This window comes from Rhizobium cerradonense, from assembly GCF_030182455.1.
Classification (GTDB): domain Bacteria; phylum Pseudomonadota; class Alphaproteobacteria; order Rhizobiales; family Rhizobiaceae; genus Rhizobium.
Genome location: NZ_JAQJCK010000002.1, coordinates 443,413 through 464,585, shown reverse-complemented (window position 1 = coordinate 464,585; position 21,173 = coordinate 443,413). Strand labels below are relative to the sequence as shown.

The following is a 21,173-nucleotide window of genomic DNA, read 5'->3' as shown; positions in this document are numbered from 1 at the left end:
ATCCACCAACAATTTCAGTGATATTGGAGATTGCCGATGCGCGAAGCGATGCAACTCGTCCCTATGGTCGTTGAACAATCCAGCATGGGAGAGCGGTCTTTCGACATCTATTCCCGCCTGCTGCGCGAGAGGATCATCTTCCTGAATGGTGAGGTGAACGATGCCGTTTCGGCCCTGGTCTGCGCGCAACTACTGTTTCTCGAGGCGGAAAATCCGAAGAAGCCGATCAGCCTCTACATCAATTCGCCGGGTGGCGTCGTGACCAGCGGCCTCGCCATGTACGACACGATGCGCTACATCCGCGCGCCAGTGCAGACCCTTTGCATGGGGACGGCTCGTTCGATGGGATCGTTCCTGCTGATGGCGGGAGAGCCCGGCCAGCGCACCGCCCTGCCCAATGCTAGCATCCATATCCACCAACCTTTGGGCGGCTTCCAGGGTCAGGCCTCCGACATGCTCATCCACGCCGAGGAAATCAAACGTACCAAGCATCGCATGACGCGGCTCTACGCCGAGCATTGCGGCCGTTCCTATGACGAATTTGAACGCGGCATGGACCGCGACCACTTCATGACGGCGGAAGAAGCTTTGGAATGGGGATTGATCGACCGCATTCTCCATGTTCGCAAAGAGGATCAGCATATGGGTTTGGCGGATTGATTTAAAAACGGCGCTACGACCCCTAATGAATGAGGTTGCACATTTGATTGAAGGCCGGTTGCCCGGCCTTCTCTTCTGATTATCTACTTCGTCACCGGTTGATCGCCTACCTGCTGCCCAGCAGGTATCGGCGCTGCAATAGCTGGCTCAGCCGCGGCAGTCTCATTCCCGTTTCCCGGCGGCGCAAACCAGTATTTGGCCGATGTGGCGCCCCGCTTGATAACGACATGCTGGTTGGCGAAGATGCGATAAGGCTGGCTCCACTCCCCGTCCGGCCACTGCACACGCACCACGGCGCGTTCATTGGTGCCAAGACCGAAATGCGTGAAGCCGACATGGCCCGACGCATGACCGCCGCCAATCTGCACGCGCTGCACCTGCGTTTGTGTGCCCGCCCGGACATTGATGGTGGCGCCGATGCCCACATGGTTGATCGGGCCGTTGTCTAATTCGATTTCGGTCCAATTGCCGAGCGGGCGATAGCCCCACTCTGTCTTTGCACCGAGATTGCGGAACAGGAAGGCCCGCTGCATGCGGTTGACGACGAGGATGTCGAGCATGCCGTCATTATTGAAATCCTCGACCACCGCCCCGCGCCCCTTGCCGGGAAGCGCAATGCCGGCCTCGTCCCCCTTTTCGGTGAACTTGCCATCGAAGCCGCCGAGCAGGAGATTGTCCGGATCGCTGCTGGCAAAATCCGGCATGGCCTCGACATTGCCCTTGGTCAGGAATAGATCCATGTTGGTATCGTTGTTGATATCGGCAAACTGCGCGTGCCAGGCCGTCGAAGGCCTGTGGTCCTTGCCGGTATAGGGCCGATAGGCGGCTACCCCCTTTTCATAGGCGGTGTCGCGATAGGTCGGGCTGTCGTTATCCGCCTCGTCATCAAGCTCCTGCAGCTTGTTATCGCCCATCGAGGTGATGAAATATTCCGGCCTGCCGTCTGCCTTCGGATCGGCTTCCGCAAGGCCCATGCCCCAGATCTTCAATGAGGCCCAGCCTTCTGCGGTCGTATATTGCCGCGGCGGCCGTCCGGGCGCGATGTCCCAGAGCTGCTCCTGTCCGCCGCGATAATATTGCCGGTCATTGGCAACGCGCAGCGAATCCTGGCCCGAATGATTCCAATCGGTAAACAGCATCGACAACGTGCAATAGCTCGGCTTCAGCGGCAACGGATTGGAATAGTCGACCTTGTCGTTGCTGGTAGGACGATCGAAAACATTGTCGCTGCAGGTGCCGAAGGGCGTCCCTGGCGCGTAGCGATCGACATAATTGCCGAAAGCAAGAGTAGGATATTTATTGCCGGCTTCCCACGTGGCCGCAAACGCGACCGTCCAGTCCTTGCCGCCGTCAAAGGCGAAGGTGCGATTGGCCTTTTCGAAGGTACAGTCCGGACCGCCCTTGAGGATGATATTTTCACCGAGCCGCAACAGAACGACATCCGTATAGCCGTCATTGTCGATATCGATCGGATAGACGCCGAGAACGGACCGGATATCCTTGTCGGAAAGATTGATCGGCTTCGCTTTGAATTTCAGTGCGCCGCCCGTCTCGCTTTCATTGACATAAAGCGCCAGCGGACTGGTGCCGCCGGCCATCATCAGGTCGGGCTTGCGATCGCCGTTGCAATCGAAGCTGGCGACGCCGCCGCCGACGAAATACTCCCAGCCGCCGGTATATTGATGGTCAATGCCGGCGGCGACCGCTTCCTCCTGGAAATGCGGGACATCCATCAGGAAGGGTGCCGGCGCGGCCGTGTCCTCGGCAAAGCTGCCGGGCGCGAACGAGAAGGAAATCAAGCTGGCTATGGCCAGCAAGGTTGCAATCTTCTTCATTGGTTCACCCCTGCCTGCTCGATGACCAGCGTCTTGAGGAAAGCGATGATGCGGGCGCGATCCTCGTCGGACGCGCCGACATAGGTGTCGCGGGCGGTGCGACCGTCGCCGCCATGGGCGCGGATCACGCCGTCGAGCGTGGTGATGTCGTTGCGATGGCCATAGGGCGGCGTCGAGGCCACGCCCCAAAGCTCCGCCGTCATGAAGATATTGCGATCGACAAAGCGCTGCGCCAAAAGCTCGTTGCCGAGCTGGTCGACGCTGCTGTCGGTCATGGTGTGGCGCTTGAGATCGCCAAACAGCGGCACCAGCACCTGCCCCTTGTCATTGCGCTTCAGCTTCTTCGTCCAGTCGAGCTGCGACAGGTCGTAGATTGCCGGGTCTTTCACCTGCGAGACGCTCAGCGTGCCGGCAACATCGTTCGGCCCGGGATCGGAGAAGGAGAGACTGTCGAGCGGCAGGCTTGTTCTGTGGCAGGCCGTGCAGCCCATGCCGTCGAACAGCTTTTCGCCCGCCGCCGCCATATCGCGCCATTGGGCATTATCCGGCACCTTCCGCACCGGCGCCGGCAAGGTCGCCTGCCAGGCAACCATCGCCGAAACATCGCCGTTGCTGATCTCATCGGCATGTCCGTCGCCATCGAAATCCCGGGTCCCCGTCCATCGGCCGCCGAAGCGCTCCACCGGCTCCATGCCGTGATGCTGGTTCAACGCGTTGACGGTGAACTGCCGCAGCGAGGTCATCACGCCTTTCTGGCTGAAGGGGCGGATGACAAGATCCATGTCGATACCCTCCAGCTCCTGCATATCGACCAAGCCATTGGGTTGCGCGGTCAACCAGCCGAACTTCACGCCCTTGGTCTCGAGTGCGATGCGCTGCGGCTGGCCAGTTTTCGCCGCAAGCGTAATGGCGTTGGCGCGCTGGCGCTGCAGATCAACGGTCATCTCCCGCGCCAGAAGCTCGATCAGACCATCGCCGAACAGGCTGTTGGTGCCGCGCTCATTGGAGAATTGCGGATCGGTCGTGTCGAAATCCGCGCTCTCGAAACCTTCGGACACGAAAACATTGGTGGTGAAATCGCCGGCGCCACCGGGAAACGGCATGTTATGGCAGGAGGAACAGGCATTGGCGTCGACACCGGCCGTGCGGCTGAATTCGTTCATCACCGGATGCTTGCGCTTGGTCGGCACGATCGCCTGCGTAGCGCCGGGACGCCCTGCCCCGTCCTCGACTGTGAAGCGTGCCGTAAACAGCGCTTCGCCGATCTTGATGAGATTTTTGAGTTGCTCGACCGTCTGGTGGCCGGAAACCTCGGCGCCGGCCTGGCCCAGCGCCTCCGTTTTTTCCTCCCAAGGCTGCGACGCGATCGCCGGCAATCCCGTCGCGGCAAGACAGAGGCACACGAGTGCCATTCGTTTCATAGTCCCCTCCTCAACCAGTTTGGCCATGCAATTCCGTAACGGCAACCCCAGATCTGACGATGTCGTCGTCCATCATCGCCAGCGCGCGGTTGAGATGCCCTTCGAACACCAGCGTCGGCTCGTCCGCCACCACCCGCAGCTCCGGCATGCCCTCCATTCGCACGACATGCGATTCCGCCAGCCCCTCGGAAATGCCCTCCAACAATAGGTCATAATAGCGCGTCCCCGGCCCGGTGATCGCGATCGGCATGCTTTCATGCAGGCTGAGCACGCGCGACAAGCCGTTGCCGAGCGCCAATCCCGCCTGCCGGAAGGCGTGGATGTTGCGGCGGCTGCCTTGCCGGGCGCTGGCTGCGATCTTGTCGAGTTCGGCGATCGGCACGAATTTCGCCGGGATGGTATCCAGCGGCACATCGAAAGCCGCGCGCAGAATGGCATAGAAGCCGGCATAGGCTTCGATGCAGCCGCGCGAGCCGCAGCGACAGAGACCGCCGCCCGACATATGCAGCATATGGCCGAAATTCGGCGCCGATATTTCGTGCTTTCCTTCCTCGCCGCGGCGCACGATGCCGAGACCGATGCTGTGGCCGAGCGAGAGCGCGGCAAGCGCCCGGAAGTCGCGCCCTTTTTTATTCTCCTCCTGGCGGCCGACGGCAGCGGCGACGAGCTGAGTCTCGTTGCCGAGGATGATTTTCGCTGACCATTCGTCGCGCAGCACTGCGGCAAAATCGATCTGCTCGCGCCCGAAGATCGGCGACCAGCGCAGCACCGGCTCCGAGCTCTCGACGAGACCCTTGCTGCTGATCGAAATCATCAGGACCTTGTCGCGCGGCAATCGCGAGCGGGCGACGATCCGGTTCAAGGCATCGCGCAGACCGATGACGAAAGAGCCGGCACCCGAGACGTTCTGCTGTCTCGCCTCCGTGAAGCGGTCGATCAGCCGGCCGGCATAATCCACAAGCGAATATTGCACCGCATCCGATGAAATGATGACGACGATCAGATAGCCGCAATCGCGCCGCTGCGAAAAAAGCACGCGCGGCCGGCCGCGTCCTCCGGCGGCCTGTTGCTCCGCCTTCTCGATGATCTGCGCCCGCTCCAGATCGGTGGTGATGACCGATATCGTCGCCGAGGAAAGCTTGGTGAAATCAGAAAGTTCCGTATGGGCGAGCGGACCGTGACGGCGCAGCGCCGTCAGCACCAGAACACTGTTTTTCTGGCGGACCAATTCGGTGCTCGATTTGGCCAGCATTATCAAGCCTCCCGCTCATTCCACCCTCCTCTCCCCATCTCCACCCGGCCCCTTTCAACGGTCGATTAAACCTGGGGATGCGGGTGTTGACAGGTGAAAAAATCTCTGACACTAAATTTCTCGACTGTCGAGAAAAAAATCCGAACCTTTCTCGTCAGCGTTATCGCGGCGGCCGGCGGGAGCTCAGGGCACGTGCGGTCGCATTCACTCGGGAGGATAATATGAGAGCTTTTATTAAGCTGGCTGCCGGTGCGGCCATCGTTTTGACCATGCAGACGGCGGCCTTCGCGAAGGATCTCGTCGTCGGCGTTTCCTGGTCGAACTTTCAGGAAGAGCGTTGGAAGACCGACGAAGCGGCCATCAAGAAGGCCCTTGCTGCGGTTGGCGCCAAGTACATTTCCGCTGACGCCCAGTCGTCCGCTTCCAAGCAGTTGACCGACGTTGAATCCCTGATTTCCCAGGGCGCCAACGCTCTCATCATTCTCGCTCAAGATTCCGACGCCATCGGCCCGGCCGTTGAAAAGGCCGCCGACGAAGGCATTCCGGTTGTCGGCTACGACCGCCTGATCGAAAATCCGGCCGCCTTCTACATCACCTTCGACAACAAGGAAGTGGGCCGCATGCAGGCTCGCGAAATCCTCAAGGCCAAGCCGGAAGGCAACTACGTCTTCATCAAGGGCTCGTCGTCCGACCCGAACGCCGACTTCCTGTTCTCCGGCCAGATGGAAGTGCTGAAGCCCGCCATCGACGCCGGCAAGATCAAGAACGTCGGTGAAGCCTACACGGACGGCTGGCTGCCGCAGAACGCGCAGCGCAACATGGAGCAGTTCCTGACCGCCAACAACAACAAGGTTGATGCAGTCGTCGCCTCCAACGACGGCACCGCCGGCGGCGCCGTTGCTGCTCTCGACGCACAGGGCCTCGCAGGTTCCGTTCCGGTTTCCGGCCAGGACGCCGACAAGGCAGCTCTGAACCGCATCGCGCTCGGCACGCAGACCGTCTCCATCTGGAAGGACTCCCGTGAGCTCGGCAAGCGCGCTGCCGAAATCGCCATCGATCTCGCCAACGGCAAGTCCATGGACCAGATCAACGGCGTCCAGACCTTCAGCGGCGGCTCGAAGCACGTTGCCATGAAGTCGGTATTCCTGACCCCGCAGCCAATCACCAAGGACAATCTGAACGTCGTCATCGACGCCGGCTGGATCAGCAAGGCTGAAGCTTGCCAGGGCGTCAAGGCCGGCACCGTTGCAGCCTGCAAATAAGCTGCCCGTGAACGGTTGACCCGATCATAATAGCGACGCCGCAGCGGCACACTCCGTTGCGGCGTCGAATGCGGATCAGGAGCGGACAACTCTCCCTTGCAGTCGGAGACCAGGCTTCCCGCATCGTGCTGCGCCATCGCATATCCCATTGACCTGCCGGATGGCGGTCATCGGGACCGGGTGAAGACCGGCCACAGAGGCGATGACGCATTTTTGAGATTGGCGCAGTCCTGCCGGCGATAGCCTAGAATGCATCGCTGGCCGCGCCCAACAGTGGGAGAACGGCAAAGCGATGGCCGACATGACACAGTCCACAACATCGAGCGGTCCCCGCAATGCAGAAGCCGGAGCAATCACCCGGTTCCTGCGTGCCACCGAAATCGATACCCGCCTGCTCGGCATGATCGGAGCGCTGCTGATCATCTGGATCGGCTTCGATCTTTATCTTCGGATATTCGACGGCCGGGAATTCCTCACCGCCAGAAACCTTTGGAACCTTTCGGTGCAGACCTGCGAAATCGCGGTCCTCGCAACCGGCATGGTGCTGGTCATCGTCACGCGCAACATCGATCTTTCGGTCGGCTCGCTGCTTGGCTTCGTCGCCATGATCATGGGCGTCATCCAGGCCAAGTGGCTGCCGCAATATCTCGGCTTCGACAGTTCCTGGACCTGGATCATCACGCTGATCTGCGGCCTGGCGATCGGCACGGCCATCGGCGCCTTCCAGGGCGCGATCACCGCCTTCATGAATGTCCCCTCCTTCATCGTCACGCTCGGCGGGCTTCTCGTCTGGCGCGGCCTTGCCTGGTATGTCACCAGCGGCCAGACCGTGGCACCGATGGACTCCACCTTCGTCGTCATGGGCGGCGGCGGCGCCACCGGTTCGATCGGCGCGACCTGGAGCTGGGTGGTGGGTGTGATCTCCTGCCTGCTGATCATCGTCGGCATCATCAGCTCGCGCCAGCAAAGAAAGCGCTTTCACTTTCCGCGCCGTCCGCTTTGGGCGGAATATTTCCTTGCTGCCCTCGGCTCCCTGCTCGTCCTCGGCACGGTCTATCTCTTCAACAGCTATTATTGGCCGATCGGCATCGCCAAGCGCTACGCCACGGACCATAATATTGCCTGGCCGGAAACGGGATTGAACATTCCCTACGGCATCGCCGTCCCCGTCCTCATCGCCGTCTCCATCGGCATCGTGATGACCTTCATCGCCACGCGCCTGCGCTTCGGCCGCTATGTCTTCGCGATCGGCGGCAATCCGGAAGCCGCCGAACTCGCCGGCATCAAGACCCGCTGGGTCATCGTGAAGATCTTCGCGCTGATGGGCTTCCTCGCCGCCGTCTCGGCCGCGATTTCCACGGCGCGCCTCAACTCGGCCGTCAACTCGCAGGGCACGACCTACGAGCTCTTCACCATCGCCGCGGCCGTTATCGGCGGCACCTCGCTTGCCGGCGGCAGCGGCACCGTCGCCGGCGCCATGATCGGCGCCCTGGTCATGCAATCGCTGCAATCGGGCATGGGTCTCGCCAATGTCGATACGCCAATTCAGAACGTCGTCGTGGGCATTGTCCTGGTGGTCGCCGTTTGGCTTGACATCGTCTACCGCTCGCGCGCCAAGTAAAAGGAATTCTGAACCATGACGGATCAAACCACTCCGCTTGTGGAAATGAGGAACATTTCCATCTCCTTCGGCGGTATTCACGCCGTCGACAATGCCTCGGTGGATCTCTACCCCGGCGAAGTCGTGGCGCTGCTCGGCCATAATGGCGCCGGCAAGTCGACGCTGATCAAGATTCTGTCCGGCGCCTACAAGCGCGACAGCGGCGATATTCTGATCAACGGCGAACCGGCCGATATCCGCACGCCCCGCGACGCCAAGAAATACGGCATCGAGACGATCTACCAGACGCTCGCCGTCGCCGACAATGTCGACGCCGCCGCCAATCTTTATCTTGGCCGCGAGCTGCAGACGCGCTGGGGCACGCTCGACGACGTCGCCATGGAGGCTTCGGCCCGCAAGGTGATGGGTCGCCTGAATCCCAACTTCAAGCGCTTCAAGGAGCCGGTGAAGGCGCTCTCCGGCGGCCAGCGCCAGTCGGTGGCGATCGCCCGCGCCATCCTCTTCAACGCCCGCATCCTGATCATGGACGAGCCGACGGCTGCGCTCGGCCCTCAGGAAACCGCGCAGGTGGGCGACCTGATCAAGCAACTGAAGAAGGACGGCATCGGCATCTTCCTCATCAGCCACGACATCCACGATGTCTTCGACCTAGCCGACCGCGTCTCGGTGATGAAGAACGGCCAGGTCGTCGGCCACGCCCGCACAGAGGATGTCACCAAGGACGAAGTCCTCGGCATGATCATCCTCGGCAAGGTCCCCCCCAAAGCCATCCCCGGCCCCGGCGCGATGAAGAGCTGAGCCCGATATCCTAAGCAAACAACAAGGCCGCGAGCCCTAACAATCGCGGCCTTGTTTCATTCACACAAACCGATATGTGGTTTCCCGCATTTTCCGCATTGAAGCCAAACGCTTCCTGGGCTAAGAACCACCTCATCGGACAGGCGAGTCAAACCGCCTAAGGCATGCACCCGTAGCTCAGCTGGATAGAGTGTTGGATTCCGATTCCAAAGGTCACAGGTTCGAATCCTGTCGGGTGCGCCATTTCTAACGTATTGATTCATCTGCAATATTTTCGGTAGTAGTCAGCTTACGGTTCTTCGCCCGTGCTGCTCGAAATCTATCCGCCACGGTACCAGTAGCCGCTCATTGTTGAATGAAAATCCGTTCAATCGGGTTCGGACATGAACAGAGCAATTTGAAAATCCATCACTCACCAACTGAGACGAGGACCGAAAGAGCCATAGGAACCGGGTGTTGACCCGCTTGGATCTAGCTGATTATCTCTTTGGACTCTCTCTTCCCATCGCCGACGTTCGGCCGCTTTGTCTTTGGCGTTGGCGGGATCTGCCGATTTGCTCGCGGTTACCGGACGAGATGAGCCGCCGGTTCCGCCGACCGTCGAGCAGGAAACAAAGAAAACAGCGGGAAAAATAATCAGAATGCCCAGGGCAACTGCCCTCGTGAGCCCGTTGTGGATCGGCTGCATAGACATCCCTTATGCTCTTTGACCATCTGTAATAGACGGAGATGTTATTCGATTTCGTATCGAGTGAAAACTAGAGGCTATTCGGATTTCCGTGTGATGGACATGGGTCCTGGCAGGTCGATCTGCAGCAGAAAGCGAGGCGGACGGCGGTGGCTCGCAACGCTCGGGTGCCTGCATAATCTCGCGGATATGTCGGTTAGCCCCCACGGACATCTGCCGCGAAATCTGGTAGGGTAGCGTTTGTCGCCTGGATCGGTCACCTTACGATGGAGAGGCAGATGGTTCGCATCCTTGCATTATCGTTCGTCTTCGTCACGCTCGCGCTGTCGCCCTTCGCGCGGCTACTGTCGACCCAGCCACTGTGACCTGCAAAGAGTATAATTCGAGCAGCCACCAGGGCATGCTCGATATAATCTCGGCTTTGTACGATGCCACGAGAAGCGACCCAAAGCTTGGCGCGCTCAAAGAAAGCAAGTTCGGGGATACTCTCGACAAAGCCTGCACTGCCAAACCAGAAGCGAAGGTGATCGACGCGTTGCGATGATCGGCGCTAACTTTGGCACAGCGAAATGGTGGATAGGTTTCTCACGCCCCACCTAAACACTCCGATATGGAATAGCCGAACGCGTGAATTTCTCGACGCGGATATTTTTGGTTGCGGCAGCGATACGAAGGGCATTCTCCGCCAATTCCTGTTCGCGATGAGGCCCGATCACAATTGAGTCCAAACCCAGGTCGATTTGCCGATCGACAGTCGCTTGCTGCAGCGGGAGATCGAAATAGGGGATGGGAAGGCCAGGTCCCGGCCGGACGGCGACCTGAGAATGGTCTATCGGGATGGGATCTGAGATCAGCCGCCATTCATTCTCCTCCGCGAAGCTCTGATCTTTGAAGCTTGAGGCATAGACATGGAAAGCCGCGACCCAGCCCTCGGCAAGGTTCCAAATGTCTTTACTCTCTGCGTTTTCGAGGGTCTCGATGTTCTGCAGGAACATGTTCAGGTAGTCAGTGATGAGATCGACTTTGTCACGATCGCCGTAAATGCATTTCAGGAGCTTGAAGCCGTGCAGTTCCGCCGCTGCTTCCAGTGCGGACTTTTGAAAGCCCAGGGAAACGCCACCCGGCACGGCATATCCCCTCCATTGGCTAAGCAAGTCGCCATCCTCGGCAAAGGAGGCAACGCAGACGAAGTTTCGCGCAAGTGCTGGAAGGATTTGAATAATCTTCTCCAGCAATCGCTTTCCATTTGGTCCTTGCGTCTCGATCAGGCTTTCCGCAATCCCTGAAGCAAGGATAATTCCGTGCCGGAACTCTTCCTTGTCGTTCAGAAAATGAATGCAGGACGCCCACATCGACCTCGACCCGAGTATCCCAAGAGCACCAGGAAACGTCGTGTAGTGATACAGCTTCATCTCTTGTCCTCGTCCTCGAAATGCCGGCGGTTGGCTGGCTTCTTCACAGTGGTATATCCAGAGTTGAGAATAGCACTGGCGGCGACGTTTCTCTTGAACGTGGCGCATTCCGATATCACGTTCAGGCCGCTTGGTGGGCCGGCCAGCGTGGCAAGCGTAATCCCCCAACATCCATGAACAAACCGTAACTTGCCTCTCCGCCCGTTGAGGATGACACTTCTGTCGCGCCGGATAACGGAGATGATAGATATGTCGAATTTGGAAATGCTCGTCAGACGCCGGATCGAAGAAGAACGCGCCAAGGGGACACCCCCGGAGCGGATAACGCAGCTCGTTCAGGAACTCTTCAACAGCATGGACGCCGCGCAGGCGATCGCTCCTCATCCAGCTTCAGCCAATCGGAAGTCGTAACTGGACCCCGCATCCATCAGCTTCGCCGGTTCGAACTTCGACATCTTCGTGCCGGCGCCTCCCCCGATGAGGAGACGATAAAGCAGTCCCAATGGAACTGCCGCCGTAGACATGCGATAACGAGCCGGGAAACGAGGGGCGCTATCCATGTCCATTGGGAATTACCTTCGCACGATGCTGTCCGCGCTCGCCTTGCTTTGTAGCCCCTTGTCGGCCGATGCGGCCGGGCGGGTTGTCTATCTGACCTTCGATGACGGGCCATTGTCGGGGACGGCGAATGTTCTGGATGTCCTCGCCGAAGAGCAGGTTCCGGCGGCGATGTTCATGGTCGGGCTTCATGTCGAATCCAGCGCCGAACAAAGGGCGCTGCTGATGCGCGCCAAGACCCTGCCTTTGGTCACAGTTGGAAACCACAGCTACAGCCACGCCAACAATCACTATAGAGACTATTATTCCAACACCGACGCCGTCGTCGCGGATATGCTCAAGGCCAATACCGTGCTTGGCCTGACGCCCTGGGTCTATGCCCGCCTGCCCGGACGCGATGTCTTTCGCCTGATCGACTATTCCAAGGACGATCTTTCAATGGATCCCGCCCGCTACGAGCGCGAGGTGGTCGATTATGACTATGTGGCCGCAATGAAATTCCTGATCTATGGCTGGGACTTCGAATGGGCGCATTCGGGAGACGGAAAACCTGTGCAATCCGTCGATCTCCTGCTCAGCGAAATCGATCACCTCTTCGCCTATGGCCGGTTCATGAAACGCAATGAGATGATCCTCTTGATGCATGATGAGATGTTTCAGGATCGGTTCGACGGCAAGGAAAAGCTTAGAGCCCTCATCCGGCAATTGAAGCAAAGGGGCTACACGTTTGGCGACATAAAGCAATATGACCCGAACCCCTATACCGGAACCTTCATCCGTTCATCGTCAAAGTAATTTTGGTTACGCAACGCCAACCGGGCATCATGAGATGTTCGGATCACGCGATCCAACCGCCAACGCAAAAACATTTCCCGCAGCGTGTCGGAAACACGGCCTGTCTTCCGTCCTGGGATGAGATCGGCGATACCGTAATATGGATCGCCGAAGAGTCGAACAACGGAGGATATAGACATGGGCAAGACAATCGCAATCTGCCTAGCCAGATTGATCTTCGGAGCCGTCTTCGTGATGGCGGCCGCCTTCAAATTCGCGGGCATGCAATCGACGGCGGATTATATCGCATCGGCCGGTTTTCCGCTGCCGCTGTTCCTCGCCTGGATCGCCGCCTTCTTCGAAAGTGCGCTGGCGATCTGCCTGCTGACGGGAGCCTTCTTCTCCGAAGCCGCGCTGCTTGCCGGCATCTACGTCATCTTCCTTGCCTTCAGCTTCCACGGGCCAAACCGCTGGACCGGCGCTCAAGCGGAATTTGGCTTCTTCATCGATCATTTCACCTTTCTCGCCGGCCTGCTCTTTGCGGCAGTTCACGGTCCCGGAGAAAAATTGGCCGTTCGCGTCGGCATATTGCGGTCTGAGACCGGCATCTGATCGCAACCGTTTTCTTCAAGAGTGACGCATCTCTCGCCTTATAGTGTATAGTTGCCGCGATGCTTCCGAAGGTTGGCGCGCTTCCTGAATGAGGGGCGCCGCCTACCATCGGGAAATCCGCATATCGGCTGCTGTGACTATCATCTGCTTTACTCGGGACCTGGGGGGAGAAAGCGCAATGAGCAATGATCACGTCTATAATGTTCTATTTCTTTGCACGGGCAATTCGGCCCGTTCAATCCTTGCTGAATCGATCTTGAACACTGAAGGCAAGGGTCGCTTTCGAGCCTTTTCGGCCGGCAGCTTTCCCAAAGGCCAGATAAATCCTTGGGCCGTAAAAACACTCGAAGCCTTGGGCTATCCCTCTTCCGGCTTCAGTTCGAAGAGCTGGGATGTCTTTGCCGGGCCGGGCGCGCCACACATGGATTTCATCATCACCGTCTGCGATGACGCAGCAGGCGAAGTCTGCCCGATATGGCCCGGCCATCCCGCTTCCGCGCATTGGGGCATCGAGGATCCCTCCAAGGTGGAAGGCTCCGAATTGGACAAAGGCCGCGCCTTTGCGCAGGCCGCTCGCTACCTTAAAAATCGGATCATGCTTCTGGTCAACCTGCCGATTGCAACGATCGACCGGCTGGCGGTGGCAGCGCATCTACAGGAGATCGGCCAGATGGAAGGCTCGACATCGTTGCGGGCCTAAACGGCACGATATTTTGCTGCGCATGATCACGTTGCGCAGACGGGGTAGTTGACGAGCGAAGGCTTTGACTTCGGTCAAAGCTGTCGCGTTCCAAACCTGCATAACCGAGGCATGAAAAATCCGGTGAGCTTGGCTCTGCACCAGGAGGTTACATGTATCGCAGACTTATGTGTGCCCTTGACATAGATCAATTGCAGACCGGCGAGCCGCGGCTCCGGAAGCGGGCAGCGGCATGGGTCAGCGACGAGCAAAGAATTCGTCTGGAAGCAATGAAACCGGCAATCGGTTTGCTCGCGCAGATTGACGCATGGGTGACACACTGATTGAAAAGCAGGCCGGCTTATAGTTACAGTGATTTCAGAAATTTCTGAAATCACTGACAACGAGGTATCACCATGAATCTTCCGCCTCTCGTACAATCCTTTGTGCTTCATTTTGGGGAAATGGGTTCGCGCTGGGGCATCAACCGCACGGTCGGACAGATCTATGCCCTGCTCTTCGTCTCCCCGGCACCGCTTTGCGCGGAGGAAATCGTCGAAGCCCTCGGCATTTCCCGTTCGAACGTCTCCATGAGCTTGCGCGAATTGCAGACTTGGAACCTCGTGCTCCTCAAGCACAAGCCCGACGACCGCCGCGACTTCTTCACGACGCCGGATGATGTCTGGCAGATCCTGCGCACGCTCGCTGAAGAGCGCAAGAAGCGCGAGGTCGATCCGACGCTCTCGATGCTGCGCGAAATCCTGATGCAGCAGCCGGCAAGCGACACCGAACGCTATGCGCAGGGGCGGATGAGCGAGATGTACGGCCTGATCGAGCGCCTGACCAACTGGTACGAGGACGTCAAGCAGTTGGAGACCGAGCGGCTCGCGACCCTCCTGTTGCTCGGCTCGAAGGTAACGAAGCTGCTGGAGGCCAAGGACCGCGTCGTCTCGCTCGGCCGCCGCCGTTCCAAAACGACAAAAGAGGATTGAATGATGACTGCGGCTTTCTTCGATCCTGATCTCACTCCGGAAGAAACCCAGAAGGCGGTGCCCGATGCGACGCCGGCTGCGAGACGAAGTCAAACCGCCCGGAGTCGAAAGCCCGCGGGGCTTTTGCTTGCCGCAGGCCTGCAGACCGCGGCAGCGCTGATCTGGATTCCGCAGGCAACCCTCCTCGCCTTCAGCATCGGCGTCATAAGCGACGGCGGCAGCACGATGGACGTGGTGTGGGCAGCGCTGGCGGTACTGGCGTTTGGCTTTGTTCGCGCCGCTCTTGATGCCGCCGGCGCACGTGTCGCCTTCCGCACGGCGAGAGACGAGCTGACATCGCGGCGTAATCGCGCCGTTGCGGCACTCGTTGCCCGCTCGCCCCTTGATATCGGCAAGCCGGCCTCCGGTCTCGCCGCGAGCGTCGTCGGCGAACAGGCCGAGGCGATCGTTCCCTATCTCGCCCGTTTCCGGCCGGCGCGCATGAAGGCGAGCGCGGTACCCCTCGTCATCCTCGCCTGCGTCTTTCCCGTTTCCTGGATCGCGGGGCTCATTCTGCTTGTCACAGCACCGCTCATTCCGATTTTCATGGCTTTGATCGGCTGGCGCGCCAAGGCTGCCAGTGAAAAGCAACTGGCCGAAACCGGTGGCCTCAACGCCTTTCTGCTCGATCGCCTGCGTGGGCTTGCGACGATCCGGGCGCTCGGTGCCGTCGATATTACGGCCACACGGTTGCGCGCCGATGCGGACTCTCTGCGAAAGCGCACGATGGCAGTATTGAAGATCGCCTTTCTGTCCTCCGCCGTTCTCGAGCTTTTCGCTGCCCTGGGTGTTGCGGCAACAGCCGTTTACATCGGCTTCAGCCTGCTGGGCTCGGTCGATGTCGGTACGTGGCATGGCCGGCTGAGCCTGGCGCAAGGGCTTTTCATCCTTCTGCTCGCACCGGCCTTTTTCGAACCCTTACGCGAACTTTCGGCCGTTTGGCATGATCGCGCCAATGGCGAAGCGGCGCTCGCAGCACTCGACGCTCTGTCCTCGCAAGGAACTGCTATTCTCGATGCCGATGAACAAGACGCCAGCGACGACAGGATGGTGCTTGCGGCTCCCTCCGTGCAGATCGACAGGCTCATCTTCCGCTACGCACCGGATCTTCCGGCTGTAGTCGACGATCTCTGCCTCAACGTTGCGGCCGGAGAACATGTTGCCCTTTGGGGTGCGAGTGGCTCCGGCAAGACCACTATCCTCTCCTTGATCGCGGGACTTGCGCCACAGGAAGCCGGTGTGATCAGGATCGGCGGCGTCCCGCTGACGAAGAACAGTGCCGCTCCCCTTCGCCAGCGCATGGCCTGGATTGGACAACGGCCGCATATTTTCTCCGGCAGCCTGAAGAGAAATATCGGCCTTGGACGCGCCGATATTGACGACGGCGCCATCGACGATGCGCTGCGTGCCGTGCGCCTGGACACCGTGATTGCTGCAAACGAGATCGCCGCGGTCGGCGAAAGCGGCCTTGGCCTTTCCGGCGGCGAAGCGCTCCGGCTGGCACTGGCCCGCGTGGCCGCCAACCGTGCGGCCGGCATCATTCTCGCGGACGAACCGACCGCCCATCTCGACGCCGCCACCGCCGCCGAGGTGACCGAAGCTTTGTTGGCCCTGGCGAAGGGACGGACACTGATCGTCGCGACACACGATCCGCTGCTCGCATCACGCCTCGACCGCACCATTCGGCTTGAACCCCATCACAAGGAGATTGCGGCATGAGACGGAGCCTCTCAATGCTTCTCCCGGTTATCCGCCTGTTCCATGCCGAACGCGGACGCGGTCTCTGTCTCGGCGCGGCGCTGTCGGCACTAGCCGTATTGGCCGGCGTCGGTTTGCTTGGCCTCTCCGGCTGGTTCATCACGGCGACCGCGCTTGCGGGTGGTTCGGCTGCAACTGCCATCGTCTTCGACGTCTTCGCGCCATCGGCCGGCATCCGCCTGCTCGCGATCGGCCGCACGGCGGCACGCTATGGCGAGCGGCTGGTGACCCATGACGTGACCCTGCGCGTTCTCGCGGCATTGCGCGAAAGGCTCTTTCGCGGCTGGGCAACGCCCGGCAGCGCCGCGGCCATGATGCGCCGACCGGCCAAGCTGCTGTTCCGGCTCACGGCCGACATCGATGCGCTGGATTCGCTTTACCTGCGGGTGCTGCTGCCGGCAGGCGTCGCTCTGCTGTCGGCGCTCGCCGTTGGCATTGCGCTGGGTCTAATGCAGCCGCTCTTCGGGACCTTGGTCGGCCTTTGGCTCGTCACCACCGGCCTCGGCATCCCCTTGATCGCCGGTCGGATGGCAATGAAGCCCGGACGCCGCCGTGCCCACACGATGGAAGCGCTCCGCGCGCGTATCATCGATCTGATCGCCGGCCAGACGGATCTCGCCATGACTGGCCGCCTGCAGGCGCAACGCATCGCCATCGGCAATGCCGACCGGCGGCTCGCGGAAGCAGACCATGCGTTGAACAGGATCGAAAACGCCGTGGGCGTCGGCTTCTCGCTCGCCTCGACACTTCTGCTGACAGCCACGCTTCTGACTGTCGCCATTCTGGCAAAGCAGGGCGTCATCGGCGCTCCGGCCGCCGCCTTCGGTTTGCTTGTTGCCTTTGCCGCCACGGAACCTTTCGCGGCATTGCGTCGTGGCGCGTTGGAACTCGGCCGCACGCTGCTTGCCGTCAAGCGTATTGCCCCGCGCCTCGCCCCGGAAAAGGCAGCCTCTCAGATCGCACGGCCGCACGAAGGTTATGCATTCCAGCTAGAGGCCGTTAGCGCCAGGTACGAAAGCGCCCGGCATCGGGCAATCGAGGCCCTTTCCCTGTCGCTGGCCACCGGCGAGCGGATTGCTCTTGTCGGTGCCAGCGGCGCCGGAAAATCCACGATATTGGCTCTGCTTGCTGGCGAGATCGCTCCGGCATCCGGCACGATTACCGGCGTCAAGGCGACGACGCTGACGCAACGCACCGAGCTCTTCGATGATACGATCCGCGGCAACCTGCTGCTCGCCGACCCGCATGCAAGCGACGAACGGCTTCTTCAGGTGCTGGAGGCCGCAGGCCTGCTTGCCGACATCAAGGCTTTGCCAAAAGGGCTTTCGGCCCGCCTCGGCGAAGGCGGTATCGGCCTCTCGGGCGGTCAATCGCGCCGGCTGGCACTTGCCCGGCTTTTCCTACGCGACACGCCGCTCTGGCTGTTCGACGAACCGACGGAAGGGCTCGATGGCGACACCGCGCGCGCCGTTTTGCGTGAGATCGCCGGCAATGCCACTGGCCGCAGCCTCGTCATCGCCACTCACATACGCCGCGAAGCCGCGATCGCCGACCGCATCGTCATGCTCGAACGCGGCCGAGTCACGGCAACGGCGCGGCGCGGCGAACCAGAATTCGACGCCATCCTGAACCGGCTGCGGCCGGACTGAGGCGCAAACTGAACGTACAAAAACGGCGCGTCGAATAGCGCGTACAGACTAAACCCCGTGGGACCGTGGGAGAAAGACTATGGAACTCGACATCGTGGCGCTATCGCGCCTGCAATTCGCCATGACGGCGCTCTATCACTTCCTGTTCGTGCCGCTGACGCTCGGCCTCTCCGTGTTGCTTGCCATCATGGAGACGACCTATGTCATGACCGGGCGGCAGATCTGGCGCCAGATGACCAAATTCTGGGGCACGCTGTTCGGCATCAACTTCGTCCTTGGCGTCGCCACCGGCATCGTCATGGAATTCCAGTTCGGCATGAACTGGAGTTATTACAGCTACTATGTGGGCGATATCTTCGGAGCGCCGCTGGCGATCGAAGGGCTGATGGCCTTTTTCCTAGAGGCGACTTTCGTCGGCCTGTTCTTCTTCGGTTGGGAGAAGCTCTCCAAGGTCGGGCATCTCGTAGCCACCTGGGCGGTCGCGCTCGGCTCCAACTTCTCCGCCCTCTGGATCCTCATCGCCAATGGCTGGATGCAGAATCCCGTCGGTTCGGCACTCAATCCGCAGACGATGCGTATGGAGATCACCAGCTTCTTCGATGTCGTCTTCAATCCCGTCGCCCAGGCGAAGTTCGTTCACACCGTATCGGCCGGCTATGTCTGCGCCTCGATCTTCGTGCTCGGCGTTTCGGCCTGGTACATGCTGAAGGGACGCCACATCGAGATTGCCAAGCGCTCGATGACGGTTGCCGCTTCCTTCGGCCTGGCTTCGGCTCTTTCGGTCGTCGTCCTCGGCGACGAAAGCGGCTATTTGTCCACCGAGCATCAGAAGATGAAGCTCGCTGCGATCGAAGCCATGTGGGAAACCGAGCCGGCGCCCGCCGCCTTTACGGCTTTCGGCTTTCCGGACCAGCAGGCGCGCGAGACCCATTATGCCGTGCACATTCCGTGGGTCATGGGCCTGATCGGCACTCGTTCGCTGACCACCGAAATCCCCGGCATCACCCAGCTTGAGGAGCAGGCGAAGATCCGCATCCGCGACGGCATCAAGGCCTATGACGCGCTGATGAAGATCCGCGCCGCCCAACCGGCCGCCGCCGGTACGACGGCGCAGGACACCTCCACTGAGCAGGCGCGCGCCTCCTTCGAGGATATCGGTCATGAGCTCGGCTACGCCCTGCTTCTGAAGCGCTATGTCGACGATCCCCGCCAGGCGACCGACGCCCAGATCGATCAGGCCGCCCGCGATACCATTCCGAACGTGCCGACCCTTTTCTGGTCCTTCCGCATCATGGTCGGCCTCGGCATGTTCTTCATCCTGCTGACGGTAACCTTCTTCTGGCTCTCGGCCCGCCGCCAGCTCGACCGTTACCCCCTGTTGCTGAGGATCGCCGTTCTTGCCATTCCGCTGCCTTGGGTTGCCATCGAAGTCGGCTGGGTCGTCGCCGAGTTCGGCCGCCAGCCCTGGGTTATCGAAGGCGTGCTGCCAACCGCCGCCGCCGTCTCCAATCTCGGAGCCGGTAGCGTGCTTCTCACCCTGCTCGGCTTCGCTGCGCTCTACACCGTGCTGATCGTCATCGAGATGACGCTGATGGTGAAGGCCATTCGCAAGGGCCCGGAACCGGATGACGAGCCGGAAGCCGACCTCATTTCCGAAACCCTCGTTCCCGCTGCGGAGTAACCACCATGATCCTTCATGAATTGATCGACTACGAAACCCTGCGTGTCATCTGGTGGCTGCTGCTCGGCGTTCTGCTGATCGCCTTTGCGGTGACCGACGGCTTCGACCTCGGCGTCGGCACGCTCCTGCCCTTCGTTGCCAGGACAGATACCGAACGGCGCATCGCCATCAATTCGATCGGCGCGACCTGGGAAGGCAATCAGGTCTGGCTGATCCTCGGCGGCGGCGCCATCTTCGCCGCCTGGCCGCCGCTTTATGCGGTCTCCTTCTCCGGCTTTTATCTGGCGATGTTCGCGATCCTCTTTGCACTAATCCTCAGGCCGGTGGCTTTCAAATATCGCGCCAAGCGGGACAGCGCCCGCTGGAAGGCCGGTTGGGACTGGGCGCTGTTCATCGGCGGTTTCGTCCCCTCGCTGATCTTCGGTGTCGCTGTCGGCAATGTGCTGCAGGGTGTGCCGTTCCGCTTCGCCGACGATATGAGGATCTATTACGAAGGCTCCTTCTTCGGCCTGCTCAATCCTTACGCACTGGTTTGCGGCCTGCTTTCCGTCGCCATGCTCGTCATGCATGGCGCGGCATGGCTGCAGTTGAAGACGAATGGCATCGTAGCGGAGCGGGCCCGCAGCTATGGCAGCCTGGCGGCGCTCGCAACGATCGTGCTCTTTGCCCTCGGCGGCCTCGCCCTGTGGTACGGCGTCGATGGCTACCGCATCACCAGCGAGATCAGCCCGATCGGGCCGTCCAATCCGCTTTTGAAAACCGTCGATCATACGGCCGGTGCCTGGCTCGGCAATTATGCCAGCCATCCCTGGATGCTGGTCGCTCCAATCATCGGCTTCCTCGGCGCGATCGCAGCCCTTCTGTCGATGCTTGCCCGCCGTGAAGTGACACCGCTGCTCTTCAGCAAACTCGCCATCTTCGGCATCATTTCGACGGTCGGCGTCTCGATGTTTCCTTTCATCCTGCCTTCCTCGCTCGACCCGCGCTCCAGCCTCACGGTCTGGGATGCGTCGTCCAGCCATATGACACTGTTCATCATGCTGGTCGTGTCGCTGATCTTCCTGCCAATCATCTTTCTCTATACGGCCTGGGTCTACCGGGTGCTCTGGGGCAAGATCGACGCCGAGACGGTCAACGACAAGGGCGGCCACGCCTACTGATCTCAAAGAAGGAGAAAGAACATGTGGTATTTCGCCTGGCTCCTCGGCTTCCCCCTAGCCGCTGCCTTCGCCGTCCTCAATGCAATGTGGTATGAACTCGTCGACGACAATGCAAAGACGCAAGGGGGGCCGAAGAAGGCTCCCTGAAGATTTTGCCGATTTGCCAGGCGCGGGTTCGTCGCGCCTGGCCCGACATTTCGGTTCCAATGGAACAAACAGCAGCCGAAATTATCTTTTGCCGCTATGAATCCTGCGGTTTGGTGGCGTTCCAGTCTTCGCTTTGCATATGGCGGCAAATTTAAGTCTCTCACTCTCACGACGA

Annotated in this window: 18 protein-coding genes and 1 tRNA gene; 15 read left to right on the top strand and 4 right to left on the bottom strand. The window is 60.2% G+C overall.

Translation table 11 applies throughout. The annotated features are described in order from the left end of the window. Nucleotides 1-36 precede the first annotated feature (36 nt). A complete protein-coding gene (locus PH547_RS06410) occupies nt 37-660 on the top strand; it encodes an ATP-dependent Clp protease proteolytic subunit (protein WP_104823864.1) in 624 nt (207 codons plus the stop codon). Between the two features lie 83 nt (nt 661-743). On the opposite strand, the gene PH547_RS06405 is transcribed toward PH547_RS06410, so the two are convergent. Genes PH547_RS06405 through PH547_RS06395 form a run of 3 tightly spaced genes read right to left on the bottom strand, consistent with a single transcriptional unit; the run spans nt 744 to nt 5,168 of the window. Continuing rightward, nucleotides 744-2,495, bottom strand: a complete 1,752-nt coding sequence (locus PH547_RS06405; RefSeq protein WP_104823865.1) for a CRTAC1 family protein — start codon at nt 2,493-2,495, stop codon at nt 744-746. Next, the gene (locus PH547_RS06400; protein WP_285167805.1) at nt 2,492-3,916 is read right to left on the bottom strand and encodes a cytochrome c family protein; all 1,425 of its coding nucleotides are present in this window, start codon (nt 3,914-3,916) and stop codon (nt 2,492-2,494) included. Before PH547_RS06400 ends, PH547_RS06405 begins: the two co-directional genes overlap by 4 nt. Before the next feature lie 10 nt (nt 3,917-3,926). Then, complete coding sequence (locus tag PH547_RS06395; protein ID WP_104823867.1) at nt 3,927-5,168, bottom strand: ROK family transcriptional regulator; 1,242 nt, start codon at nt 5,166-5,168, stop codon at nt 3,927-3,929. A 221-nt stretch (nt 5,169-5,389) separates the two neighbouring features. Here PH547_RS06395 and xylF point away from each other — a divergent pair, with 221 nt between their 5' ends. The 4 genes from xylF to PH547_RS06375 all read left to right on the top strand — a co-directional run bounded on the left by xylF (nt 5,390) and on the right by PH547_RS06375 (nt 9,092). Continuing rightward, complete coding sequence (gene xylF, locus PH547_RS06390) at nt 5,390-6,430, top strand: D-xylose ABC transporter substrate-binding protein (RefSeq protein WP_104823868.1); 1,041 nt, start codon at nt 5,390-5,392, stop codon at nt 6,428-6,430. A gap of 292 nt (nt 6,431-6,722) precedes the next feature. Beyond that, nucleotides 6,723-8,051 carry a sugar ABC transporter permease gene (locus PH547_RS06385; RefSeq protein WP_104823869.1) on the top strand — a complete coding sequence of 443 codons (1,329 nt, stop codon included), beginning with the start codon at nt 6,723-6,725 and terminating at the stop codon, nt 8,049-8,051. A 15-nt stretch (nt 8,052-8,066) separates the two neighbouring features. After that, complete coding sequence (locus tag PH547_RS06380; protein ID WP_104823870.1) at nt 8,067-8,849, top strand: ATP-binding cassette domain-containing protein; 783 nt, start codon at nt 8,067-8,069, stop codon at nt 8,847-8,849. A gap of 166 nt (nt 8,850-9,015) precedes the next feature. Then, nucleotides 9,016-9,092, top strand: a tRNA-Arg gene (locus PH547_RS06375). A 1,041-nt stretch (nt 9,093-10,133) separates the two neighbouring features. On the opposite strand, the gene PH547_RS06370 is transcribed toward PH547_RS06375, so the two are convergent. Continuing rightward, complete coding sequence (locus PH547_RS06370) at nt 10,134-10,949, bottom strand: DUF2971 domain-containing protein (RefSeq protein WP_158704487.1); 816 nt, start codon at nt 10,947-10,949, stop codon at nt 10,134-10,136. Nucleotides 10,950-11,198: 249 nt separating this feature from the next. Here PH547_RS06370 and PH547_RS06365 point away from each other — a divergent pair, with 249 nt between their 5' ends. The 10 genes from PH547_RS06365 (at nt 11,199) to cydX (ending at nt 20,998) form a co-directional block, all read left to right on the top strand. Then, the gene (locus PH547_RS06365; RefSeq protein WP_199773482.1) at nt 11,199-11,360 is read left to right on the top strand and encodes a hypothetical protein; all 162 of its coding nucleotides are present in this window, start codon (nt 11,199-11,201) and stop codon (nt 11,358-11,360) included. A gap of 147 nt (nt 11,361-11,507) precedes the next feature. Further along, entirely contained in the window at nt 11,508-12,302 is a 795-nt protein-coding gene (locus tag PH547_RS06360; RefSeq protein WP_245463882.1) for a polysaccharide deacetylase family protein, read from the top strand. Nucleotides 12,303-12,479: 177 nt separating this feature from the next. Beyond that, nucleotides 12,480-12,893, top strand: coding sequence for a DoxX family protein (locus PH547_RS06355; RefSeq protein ID WP_104823913.1), 414 nt, complete (start codon nt 12,480-12,482; stop codon nt 12,891-12,893). 178 nt (nt 12,894-13,071) lie between these two features. Next, nucleotides 13,072-13,593: an arsenate reductase ArsC gene (locus PH547_RS06350; RefSeq protein ID WP_104823914.1), complete on the top strand. Its 522-nt coding sequence runs from the start codon at nt 13,072-13,074 to the stop codon at nt 13,591-13,593. A 395-nt stretch (nt 13,594-13,988) separates the two neighbouring features. Further along, complete coding sequence (locus PH547_RS06345; RefSeq protein WP_104823915.1) at nt 13,989-14,564, top strand: GbsR/MarR family transcriptional regulator; 576 nt, start codon at nt 13,989-13,991, stop codon at nt 14,562-14,564. 3 nt (nt 14,565-14,567) lie between these two features. Beyond that, complete coding sequence (cydD, locus tag PH547_RS06340) at nt 14,568-16,322, top strand: thiol reductant ABC exporter subunit CydD (RefSeq protein ID WP_285167896.1); 1,755 nt, start codon at nt 14,568-14,570, stop codon at nt 16,320-16,322. After that, complete coding sequence (gene cydC / locus PH547_RS06335; RefSeq protein WP_285167798.1) at nt 16,319-18,010, top strand: thiol reductant ABC exporter subunit CydC; 1,692 nt, start codon at nt 16,319-16,321, stop codon at nt 18,008-18,010. Before cydD ends, cydC begins: the two co-directional genes overlap by 4 nt. Before the next feature lie 79 nt (nt 18,011-18,089). Beyond that, complete coding sequence (locus PH547_RS06330) at nt 18,090-19,691, top strand: cytochrome ubiquinol oxidase subunit I (protein ID WP_285167796.1); 1,602 nt, start codon at nt 18,090-18,092, stop codon at nt 19,689-19,691. A 5-nt stretch (nt 19,692-19,696) separates the two neighbouring features. After that, nucleotides 19,697-20,851 carry a cytochrome d ubiquinol oxidase subunit II gene (gene cydB, locus PH547_RS06325; RefSeq protein ID WP_285167795.1) on the top strand — a complete coding sequence of 385 codons (1,155 nt, stop codon included), beginning with the start codon at nt 19,697-19,699 and terminating at the stop codon, nt 20,849-20,851. A 21-nt stretch (nt 20,852-20,872) separates the two neighbouring features. Beyond that, nucleotides 20,873-20,998 (top strand): cytochrome bd-I oxidase subunit CydX, encoded by a 126-nt coding sequence (cydX, locus tag PH547_RS06320; RefSeq protein WP_104823919.1) that lies wholly within the window; start codon nt 20,873-20,875, stop codon nt 20,996-20,998. Nucleotides 20,999-21,173 lie beyond the last annotated feature (175 nt).

Excerpts from the sequence above, each read along its gene's own strand:
- PH547_RS06410 (WP_104823864.1), top strand. The coding sequence starts at position 37 with ATGCGCGAAGCGATGCAACTCGTCCCTATGGTCGTTGAACAATCCAGC.
- PH547_RS06405 (WP_104823865.1), bottom strand. The coding sequence starts at position 2,495 with ATGAAGAAGATTGCAACCTTGCTGGCCATAGCCAGCTTGATTTCCTTC.
- PH547_RS06400 (WP_285167805.1), bottom strand. The coding sequence starts at position 3,916 with ATGAAACGAATGGCACTCGTGTGCCTCTGTCTTGCCGCGACGGGATTG.
- PH547_RS06395 (WP_104823867.1), bottom strand. The coding sequence starts at position 5,168 with ATGCTGGCCAAATCGAGCACCGAATTGGTCCGCCAGAAAAACAGTGTT.
- xylF (WP_104823868.1), top strand. The coding sequence starts at position 5,390 with ATGAGAGCTTTTATTAAGCTGGCTGCCGGTGCGGCCATCGTTTTGACC.
- PH547_RS06385 (WP_104823869.1), top strand. The coding sequence starts at position 6,723 with ATGGCCGACATGACACAGTCCACAACATCGAGCGGTCCCCGCAATGCA.
- PH547_RS06380 (WP_104823870.1), top strand. The coding sequence starts at position 8,067 with ATGACGGATCAAACCACTCCGCTTGTGGAAATGAGGAACATTTCCATC.
- PH547_RS06370 (WP_158704487.1), bottom strand. The coding sequence starts at position 10,949 with ATGAAGCTGTATCACTACACGACGTTTCCTGGTGCTCTTGGGATACTC.
- PH547_RS06365 (WP_199773482.1), top strand. The coding sequence starts at position 11,199 with ATGTCGAATTTGGAAATGCTCGTCAGACGCCGGATCGAAGAAGAACGC.
- PH547_RS06360 (WP_245463882.1), top strand. The coding sequence starts at position 11,508 with ATGTCCATTGGGAATTACCTTCGCACGATGCTGTCCGCGCTCGCCTTG.
- PH547_RS06355 (WP_104823913.1), top strand. The coding sequence starts at position 12,480 with ATGGGCAAGACAATCGCAATCTGCCTAGCCAGATTGATCTTCGGAGCC.
- PH547_RS06350 (WP_104823914.1), top strand. The coding sequence starts at position 13,072 with ATGAGCAATGATCACGTCTATAATGTTCTATTTCTTTGCACGGGCAAT.
- PH547_RS06345 (WP_104823915.1), top strand. The coding sequence starts at position 13,989 with ATGAATCTTCCGCCTCTCGTACAATCCTTTGTGCTTCATTTTGGGGAA.
- cydD (WP_285167896.1), top strand. The coding sequence starts at position 14,568 with ATGACTGCGGCTTTCTTCGATCCTGATCTCACTCCGGAAGAAACCCAG.
- cydC (WP_285167798.1), top strand. The coding sequence starts at position 16,319 with ATGAGACGGAGCCTCTCAATGCTTCTCCCGGTTATCCGCCTGTTCCAT.
- PH547_RS06330 (WP_285167796.1), top strand. The coding sequence starts at position 18,090 with ATGGAACTCGACATCGTGGCGCTATCGCGCCTGCAATTCGCCATGACG.
- cydB (WP_285167795.1), top strand. The coding sequence starts at position 19,697 with ATGATCCTTCATGAATTGATCGACTACGAAACCCTGCGTGTCATCTGG.
- cydX (WP_104823919.1), top strand. The coding sequence starts at position 20,873 with ATGTGGTATTTCGCCTGGCTCCTCGGCTTCCCCCTAGCCGCTGCCTTC.